Genomic DNA, 7798 nt, shown 5'->3' on the forward strand with positions numbered 1-7798 from the left:
CATATCCATGACCCGTCCCGGCAATGCGGCTATGCCAAACCTGACGGGACCGCATGCCGCACCGCCACAGGTGGGAAAGGATATTGCCGCCGCCACAATGGGAGCCCACAGCCTGCCAAGCCCACGCGTAAGCCCAAGCCAGCGGGGGCACCCAAGCCACCGCACCCACAGTCGGAGTCCTCAAAGGCGTTCTACCGCCGACAGGAGGAGGCCTTCAGGGGCGAGATGGAGATTGCTAACACCATCTGGAGATGGAGGAATCCCGAGGAGGCCCACAGACTGGAGCTGGAGAGAGGGGAGGGAACCGCCTGGCCTCCAGCGGAGCGGGCCTGAGTAGGTGAAGTTGGTTCTAGCTGAAAAACCTGCAATATCTGATTCGGCCGTCGTGCCTACCTAAAGAATCTGTACTTTCCCGATAGCGTCAGTTCCATGACGATGACGGCGGAACGCTGGTTGGAAACCTACCGGCAGAAGTGGCCCATGGCCACTGACCACGACAAGGGCCGGTATCCGCACCGGCAGACCCGATCTGAGGCGCTACAGCGCCGCTACATCCAAGCCAACCCCTCAGCGTTGACTGCTCAGATTGTCATTGACCTTGACCATGAGGACTCCCTCAGCCGGGCACTGGAGCTGAACGGTGTCCCCACGCCTAACTACGTGGCACAGTCCCCCTCGGGACGTGCCCACGTTGCCTACCTGCTGAAAGCTCCCGTCTGCCGCACGGACAACGCACGGCTGGAGCCCATGCGGTTTGTCGCACGGGTGGAAGCTGGCCTAGTCAGCGCCCTACGCGCTGACCTGGGATACGCCGGATTCATGACCAAGAATCCCATCCATGATGACTGGGACACAGTCTGGACAAATGACCACCTGTGGACACTCAAGGAGCTGGCAACCCAGCTCCCCGGCTGGTTGCCCCACGCCCTGCCCCGCAGGGCCGCTGAGTCCTCCGGGCTGGCCCGGAACGTAACGCTGTTCAACCGGGTCCGTCTTTGGTCTTACCGGGCTATCTTGCGTCACCGGGACGGCGGCATTTCCGCTTGGGAAGAAGTCACCCACGCATACGCGCTGGCAGTGAACCAAGAGTTTCCCACTCCCTTGGCCACCTCAGAGGTTCGGCACCTTGCCCGCTCTGTGTCCCGCTGGACGTGGCGCAACCTCACCGCTGAGGGATTCACTAAGTTGCAGAGGGAGCGCGGCCGCAAGGGCGGCGCGGCGACCGCCGCCATACGGAGCGCAGAGAAAACCATCACCGATGAACTGATTAGGAGCATGGCACTGTGAGCGGTGCACGGACACCAGCACGCCGGAAGGTGACAGCGCGGGAAGCGGCTGAACTGCTGGGCTGTTCACCACGCCGCATACGCGCCGCCGTTGCTGAGCCACGGGAAGAATACATAGCCCGTGCGGCGGAACGCCGTGAGAACGTAATGGCCCTACGTGCCAAAGGTCTGAAGTACCGCGAGATTGCCGACGAGTTGGGAATCTCCATTGGCACCGTGAGCACGATCATTCACCATGCCAAGCTGAAGCAGGCCAGTTAATGGCACACAAGGGGAGCTCTGGCACGTCGCTGGGCGGCGGGATCATCCACACACGCAAGCGGACCAAACAACGGAACACCGCGCCGTGTCCAGTGTGCGGCGCTGGCAAGGGCCAGCCATGTTTCCAATCGGTCCCTGGGCGCGGTCTCCGTGATGTGGCACGCACGCACACACAAGCCAGCAAGCAGGCCTGTAAGTGACTGCCCCCTCCAGCGTGAAGCCTTCACAAACTCCGGTGAAGGCCGTCACGACGCCCCCCGCTGGCGTCCCCCTGATGGGCCTTGCAGAGGCCGCTAGCGCGTGCGGCGTCTCAGTCTCCACGCTCCGCAGAAAACGTGGAGAACTCAAGGAACTTGGCGCGGCTGAAACGGCCAGGGGATGGCAGATCCCCGTCACTGCCCTGATTACCCTGGGTCTCATGGACAGGGTGACGGAACCCCCGTCACATGACGCCCCCTCTGACACCCTGACGGGGGAGCTTGACGCCCTCCGCGCACAGCTTGCGGCGGCGGAGCAACGCGCCGCCGTGGCTGAGGCAGTAGCCGCAGAACGGGAGCGCGTCATACAAACCCAAGCGATGGCCCTACGGATGCTGGAAGCCTCAAAGACTCCAGCTCCAGCGGATCCCGAACCCCCGGCGCCGCCCACAGAGGCGGCGCCGGCGGCACCTGTGCCATCCACGGCGGACCAGGTGCCAACAGCGGCACCGCTGGCCCCGGAGACGACAAAGGACGGGCCTAAGCCCGTCCCTGCCTGGCGCCGCCTGCTGTCCCGCCGTTAGTCAGCCGTCGCCTTCCTGGTCCGGGCCGCTGGCTGGGGGATCCGCGCCACCAGCGCATCATGCGCGGCCTGGAGGGTAGCGGCGGTAGCTTCAGCCGCCGCCAGCTTCGCCCGTAGTTCACTGACTTCCTTGGCCGCGTCGGCGGTTTCCCGCCGCGATGCCTCGACTGTCTCTGTTGCTGTCTGTGCGGTGGCCTGGGCCGCCGCCAGCTCCCGGGCCAGACGTTCGTTCTCTGCCTTGTGGGCGGCGTCGCTGGCGTCGGCCGAATCAACCAGTTCGGCCAGCTCGTTCTCCATCTCCGCTTTCCGGGCCTCCCACGCGGCCTGCACTTCGGCGTGCTGCGCCGTAGCCAGCCGGGACGCTTCAGCCCATACGGCCCCTGCCAGCTTTGCCGCCTGGTCCACGATGGCCGGCGGCGTGGCCACGACCTGAGACGTGGCGGCGACGTGCTCCTCCTTCCAGTCCTTCAGGTGCCGGGAGGCGTCAGCCATGCTGACGGCGGCCAGCTCCCGCACGGCCGACACCGTAGGCGTCCGGTCCTGGCTGATCTGCTCGGCGGCGGCGTAAACCCGTTCCTTGATGCTCTGCGTCATGACGTCCCCTGGTAGCAGTAGTGGTAGTAGTAATAATGATAGCAGTAAGTGGTAATAATAGTAATACTACCTACTACTATTACCACTTCCGCCGCCGCGATCAGGCGTTCCCCGCCGGGTCCGTCAGGCCAGCGCCCGTGCCACGTCGTAGCCCGCCGCCTTCGCCAGCGTGTTCCGCGCCCTGTCATAGCGGCGTGTGGTGCGCGGGTCAGCGTGTCCCATGCTGTCCTGGAGGTCGTGCAGGGTGGTCCCTGAGTCCAGGGCGATGGTGGCGAACGTGTGCCGCAACGAGTGGGGACTGATCTGCCCCTGGATCCCGGCAACGCGTGCCAGGCGCTGCACGGTGCGGAACGCCTCGGAGGGATTCCAGCGCCTGCCCGTGGCCGTCGTGAAGACCGGCAGGACCCCGCCTGCCGTGCCTGCCGCCAGCTCACGGCCCGTGGTCCCGAGGTAGGCATCCAGCGCCTCCACGGCCGGGGCCGGCACGGCCACCCTGGCTGCTGTGCCGCCCTTGCGCCGGATGCCCAGCGTCCGGTGCCCGGTGTCGTGCCCGTAGTCCGCCGTGCTGGCGTTCAGCGCCTCGGACAGCCGGACGCCGGTAAACACCAGCACCGAGACCAGCGCGTGGGAGCGCGGCCCGTCCGCCCGGGCCGCGGCCAGCAGCGCCTTCACTTGGGCAACGGTGAGCCCCGAGGTAGCGGAGTGGTCCGCGTCCACTTTCGGGCGCTTCACCAGTTCCACCGGATTGGCCGCGATCCTCTCAGCACTGACGGCGTAGCGGTAGAAGCTGGACAGTGCCGCCAGCTTACGGGCCACGGTGGCCGGCTCCCCGGCCAGCGTGCCCCGGTACAGGTCCACGGCAGGCCGCTTGATCATGAACAGGTCCGCCCTGGCCAGGTCGCACCAGTCGATGAAGTCGGCCAGGTCACGCCGGTAGGCCCGCAGTGTGTGGGGTGAAGTCTGCGCCAGCTCCCACGCCAGGATGGCGCCGGCGTGCAGGCTGCGGTTACGGGCGGTCTGGACGGGCACGAGATCCGAAGGCATCCCCCACCCTAACCGGGCAGTATCACGGGGTTTGGTCGGCCGTTTCGTTGGTCCCGGTGCGATAGATTTGGGGACACCTATGTCTCCTGAATATGCCGCCTTTCTCGACGAGTCCTCGGCCGTCCGTTCCGAGGAACACCAGGAGTATCTGGTGTGCGCGGCGGTGGTCCCGGTCCAGGACGCCGACGCGATCCGCGAGAAGTTGCTTCCGTTGAGGCTCAAGGGCCAGATCAAACTCCATTGGACGGACGAGAGCGAAGCCCGCCAGCGCAAGATCGTCGCCGCGATCTCCGAGATGGCCCCGATGACGGCGGTTGTCACCCACCTAAGCCACCGCCAGCGCAAGACGGAGCGGTTCCGGCGCAAGTGCCTCGAAACGATCTACTACGAACTGGCGGGCATGGGCGTCCGGGACGTGACCTGCGAGGCGCGGACGGCATCGCAGAACAGGGACGACCTCGCGCATATCGTCGCGCTCCGAAGCCAAAAGGTCGTGTCCGCAGACTTCAGGATCAACCATTGCCGGGGCGGGGAAGAGCCGCTGCTGTGGCTTCCGGACATCTTCCTGGGCGCGATCAACGCCAGGCACAAAGGCGACAGCTGGTACTACGACGCCCTGCAGGAATTCCTGATCCTTGAAAGCAAGACACCGGAATCGCTTTAAAAACGAAAGGCCCGAGATCCAGTCGTCCGGCTGGGGTTCAAGGGCCTTCTTCCCGATCCATCGCAATGGCGGGCAATATCAGCTTAGGCGCTGCCCGCGGCCCACGGCAAGCCACGGGGCTGCATGGACGCGGCACCTTCACCGCCCCGTGGCACGAACCAGCCAGCCGAGGCAGCCGGTGACCCCGCCCGCAGCCGCGCGCAGCCTCCGGGGGTCAGGCCCGGGCCGGCCCGCCCGGGTTCCACGGCCGCGGCCCCACGATAACCGGCATTATCGTGTGCCTTTATCCGCTGAAATGCCCCTGTGCACCGTCGAATAACCAGGGCAGCAGCCGAGAAGCCGCGAAGGTCAACCGCACAGTGCAAGAGCGGCATCAGTGACTGGGCTGATGTCGATTTTTAGGCCGGAAGCATCCGGATTCGGCGCCCAGATTGGATCAATGTCGAGATAGTTGCCGTGATCCTTGGCTGTGCCATTGGCTGCGTAGGTCTTGCCGTCAGGAGCATCAACGGTGGCTACCCGAAGGGGGCGGCCGGCTATCGTGATGCCCTGACAGTGGGCAACGACGTAAGGAACTGTCAGCGGCCACTTATCTCCAAAAGTGGTGCTGACAAGAAGACCTGGATCTTTGGCTACCGCAGCGGGCACCTCAACCTTGGCCGGAGCTTTTGCCTGTGCTGGTGCATAGCCTGCACAGGTTCCGTCCTTGGGCTTGTCGAGCGCGACGGCGGGAAAGCTGACTACGACGTACCCTGCGTTCCCGCCGAGATTATCCGGACCTCCTCCTGGCGCCCAGGTGCGGTCAACGCAGATGTCGGATTCGTCAACGACGACCCCTTTGAAGGTCATGCCTTTCCAGATGGGCGCATCAGGAAGATCAGCCTGAACTGCGGCCTCCGCCGTGGTCACACGCTCCGCATCAGTCAGCGTGCTGACCGGAGCTGCTGATGTCGAAACCGTTGAAGTCCTCTCGGCTGTCGGGGACATGGGCGCTGCGCAGCCAGCGAGAAGCAGCCCGGCAAAGGTGATACAGGCCGGCGCTGTGTACCGAGAAGCAATCATGGGCTCACTCTACCGACGCGAGTGCGGACCATCGGTGCGTCGAACGCCATCAACTGGTTCTTTGTCCGACACCGGCTTCCGGGTCGGCCAGGTGTGTGCCACCAGTGGCGTCCCGGTTCTAAGGAACGGGACGCTCGAAACCGTTGCAGGGTGAGGTGATGATCCCCCTGTGCGCGTTGCGGCCATCCGATGCCCCCGGAGATGTACCAGTCCCGCCGGTCTGACCGGCGCTCCCTGTGAGTGAACTGCAACCTTGGGAAAAGCGCAAGGACTAACGGCCCAATCCTCGTTCCGGAGGTTCTTTCCCTACTCGTGGGGCAGTCTGGGGCGCATGGGACGAGGGTGTCCGCCCGGTCCGGGATAGCTCGGCCCTAGTAGGGAAGCTTTGAGATACCAGGCGTTGTATCTCCCGTCCCTTCGCCAAGGTTTCAGCCCGTGTTGCTGCGAGCTTTTGGGCGGTTTCCTGTTGCAGTTCGCGCACAGTTTTTTGGCTGATTCTGGCCCGTCCCGGTGCTTTTTGGCGCGGTGCCTGGATGAGACCGAAGTGCTTTTCCAGCGCGGTGGCCGCGCTCTGGGCTGCCCGGAAGTCCTGTCGTGCGTGCCAAACCTCTGCGGTGTCGCTGACTCGGCTGACCACGATGTGCACGTGGTCTTCCCCGTGGCGCACCATCACCCAGGGGTGTTCCTCGTAGCCCATTCGTTCAGCCATGATCGTGGCCGCGTCCCGCCACTGCTCATCGCTGAGCCTCCGGTCCCCGGGAGCGGTACGCAGCGAGACCTGCCAGATCGGCTTGCCGATATCGGGCCGGGTGCCGGCGGCCTCGCGCAGATCCGCGGCCCAGCGTGCCCCGTCGGTGTGGCCTTCCCGGCCCAGGTTCCCGCCGATCACCATCCCGCCGGAATGCCGCACATTCCCGACCATGTATTTGTGCTCGTTGGCCTTGCCCGGGCCGTGCAGGTAAGCCGCGATATCCCCGGACCGTTCACCCCGGGTGATCTTGGCAATCATCGGCCCCTCAGCTCATCGCGGACCGACCCGAGTAGCTCCCGCGCCGCCTCCAGATTCCGGGCGATGTCCTCGGTCCTCGGTGCCGGGCCGCCCCCGAGAGCGGCAATGTTCAGGGCCTTGGCGATCTGGTTAAGGTTCGATCCCATCCGTGCCAATTCCGCTCTCATCTCACGCGCCTGGCTGACGGGGGCGGCAACGGGCCGATTCTCCAGGCGTTCTGTGACCGTCTCGCGCACCCATCGGCCCATCTGCCCACGTCCCTCTGCCGCGGCCGCCGCAACCCAGACCGCGTGCTCATCCGGGGTCAGCCGCACGGCCACGGTTTTGGTCCGCTCACCGCGCGGGCCCACCGGCCCCTCGGAAGGCGGGACGGGAGCGGGCTCGGCAGCAGCCGGCACCGGATCGATGACGGTCGCCGGCAGCAGCCGGCGACGGAACCAATTAGACGAGTCAGCCATGACGAGACCTTCCGACGGGGAACCCGAGGAAGCCGCCATCCGCGCAGCGGTGGCCAGCCCCGCAGGGCAAGGGATTGCCGAAACGAAAAGGTCGCCCAGCGACCGTAGCGTTACGGCAATCATACCTTGCATCGCCCGGGGGTGGTCCGACAGCGGAGGAACAGAACCCACCCGCGGGCAGGGGTTTTGGGTGGGTCCCGGGGGAGGTCTGCGAGCCCGGGACCCACCCAAAACGTGGGCCGCAGGCACACCCGGGGCCCGGCCGAGGGCCCCGCAGACCAACCGCCGCCAACGCACCACAGGCATTTGCCACCCGGCCGCTGCCGCATCCCGGGGTGGCAGCCTAGCCACTCATCACGGGTGCAGCCGGCACCCTCCCGCAGAGGTCAACTGGCCCCGCTCACCTCCACCGATCCTCCAAGAGGTCGGCAGTGGGATCCGCACCAGGAAGTCTGCAACCGGACCGATGGGGGAGGTTCCCCCGGGCTGGCCCGCCGGGTCTTCGGTAGGCCGCATGGCTCCATCGGAGCGTCCTGGTATCCGGTCGGTATGCTCAGGAGATGCCCCACTTCCCCCTGTGCGAGACGCTGAATGTTGACGGGGAACAGTGCTCAAATATTGCCCTCAATGGCCAGGCCGT

Annotated in this window: 9 protein-coding genes; 4 read left to right on the plus strand and 5 right to left on the minus strand. The window is 65.6% G+C overall.

Annotated features, from left to right (window positions below):
- Window positions 1–429 precede the first annotated feature (429 nt).
- Genes ACQCSX_RS23455 through ACQCSX_RS23465 form a run of 3 tightly spaced genes read left to right on the plus strand, consistent with a single transcriptional unit; the run spans window position 430 to window position 1747 of the window.
- The gene (locus tag ACQCSX_RS23455) at window positions 430–1287 is read left to right on the plus strand and encodes a replication initiation protein (RefSeq protein ID WP_427019552.1); all 858 of its coding nucleotides are present in this window, start codon (window positions 430–432) and stop codon (window positions 1285–1287) included.
- On the plus strand, window positions 1284–1547 hold the full coding sequence (locus ACQCSX_RS23460; protein WP_427019553.1) for a sigma factor-like helix-turn-helix DNA-binding protein: 264 nt from the start codon (window positions 1284–1286) through the stop codon (window positions 1545–1547). The genes ACQCSX_RS23455 and ACQCSX_RS23460 overlap by 4 nt, the downstream gene beginning before the upstream one ends.
- Window positions 1547–1747, plus strand: a complete 201-nt coding sequence (locus tag ACQCSX_RS23465) for a zinc finger domain-containing protein (RefSeq protein ID WP_427019554.1) — start codon at window positions 1547–1549, stop codon at window positions 1745–1747. Before ACQCSX_RS23460 ends, ACQCSX_RS23465 begins: the two co-directional genes overlap by 1 nt.
- Before the next feature lie 577 nt (window positions 1748–2324).
- On the opposite strand, the gene ACQCSX_RS23470 is transcribed toward ACQCSX_RS23465, so the two are convergent.
- Both ACQCSX_RS23470 and ACQCSX_RS23475 read right to left on the minus strand, forming a co-directional pair.
- Window positions 2325–2921 (minus strand): DNA-binding protein, encoded by a 597-nt coding sequence (locus tag ACQCSX_RS23470; RefSeq protein WP_427019555.1) that lies wholly within the window; start codon window positions 2919–2921, stop codon window positions 2325–2327.
- A 123-nt stretch (window positions 2922–3044) separates the two neighbouring features.
- A complete protein-coding gene (locus ACQCSX_RS23475) occupies window positions 3045–3965 on the minus strand; it encodes a tyrosine-type recombinase/integrase (RefSeq protein WP_427019556.1) in 921 nt (306 codons plus the stop codon).
- Between the two features lie 79 nt (window positions 3966–4044).
- Here ACQCSX_RS23475 and ACQCSX_RS23480 point away from each other — a divergent pair, with 79 nt between their 5' ends.
- Window positions 4045–4629, plus strand: a complete 585-nt coding sequence (locus tag ACQCSX_RS23480) for a hypothetical protein (RefSeq protein ID WP_427019548.1) — start codon at window positions 4045–4047, stop codon at window positions 4627–4629.
- Window positions 4630–4977: 348 nt separating this feature from the next.
- Here the strand turns inward: ACQCSX_RS23480 and ACQCSX_RS23485 are convergent, their stop codons facing one another.
- From ACQCSX_RS23485 to ACQCSX_RS23495, 3 genes are all read right to left on the minus strand, one after another.
- Window positions 4978–5691 carry a DUF2511 domain-containing protein gene (locus ACQCSX_RS23485; protein WP_427019549.1) on the minus strand — a complete coding sequence of 238 codons (714 nt, stop codon included), beginning with the start codon at window positions 5689–5691 and terminating at the stop codon, window positions 4978–4980.
- A gap of 271 nt (window positions 5692–5962) precedes the next feature.
- Window positions 5963–6700, minus strand: a complete 738-nt coding sequence (locus ACQCSX_RS23490) for a relaxase/mobilization nuclease domain-containing protein (RefSeq protein ID WP_427019550.1) — start codon at window positions 6698–6700, stop codon at window positions 5963–5965.
- Entirely contained in the window at window positions 6697–7158 is a 462-nt protein-coding gene (locus ACQCSX_RS23495) for a plasmid mobilization protein (RefSeq protein WP_427019551.1), read from the minus strand. Before ACQCSX_RS23495 ends, ACQCSX_RS23490 begins: the two co-directional genes overlap by 4 nt.
- Window positions 7159–7798 lie beyond the last annotated feature (640 nt).

Source organism: Pseudarthrobacter sp. P1, from assembly GCF_050156935.1.
Lineage (GTDB): Bacteria > Actinomycetota > Actinomycetes > Actinomycetales > Micrococcaceae > Specibacter.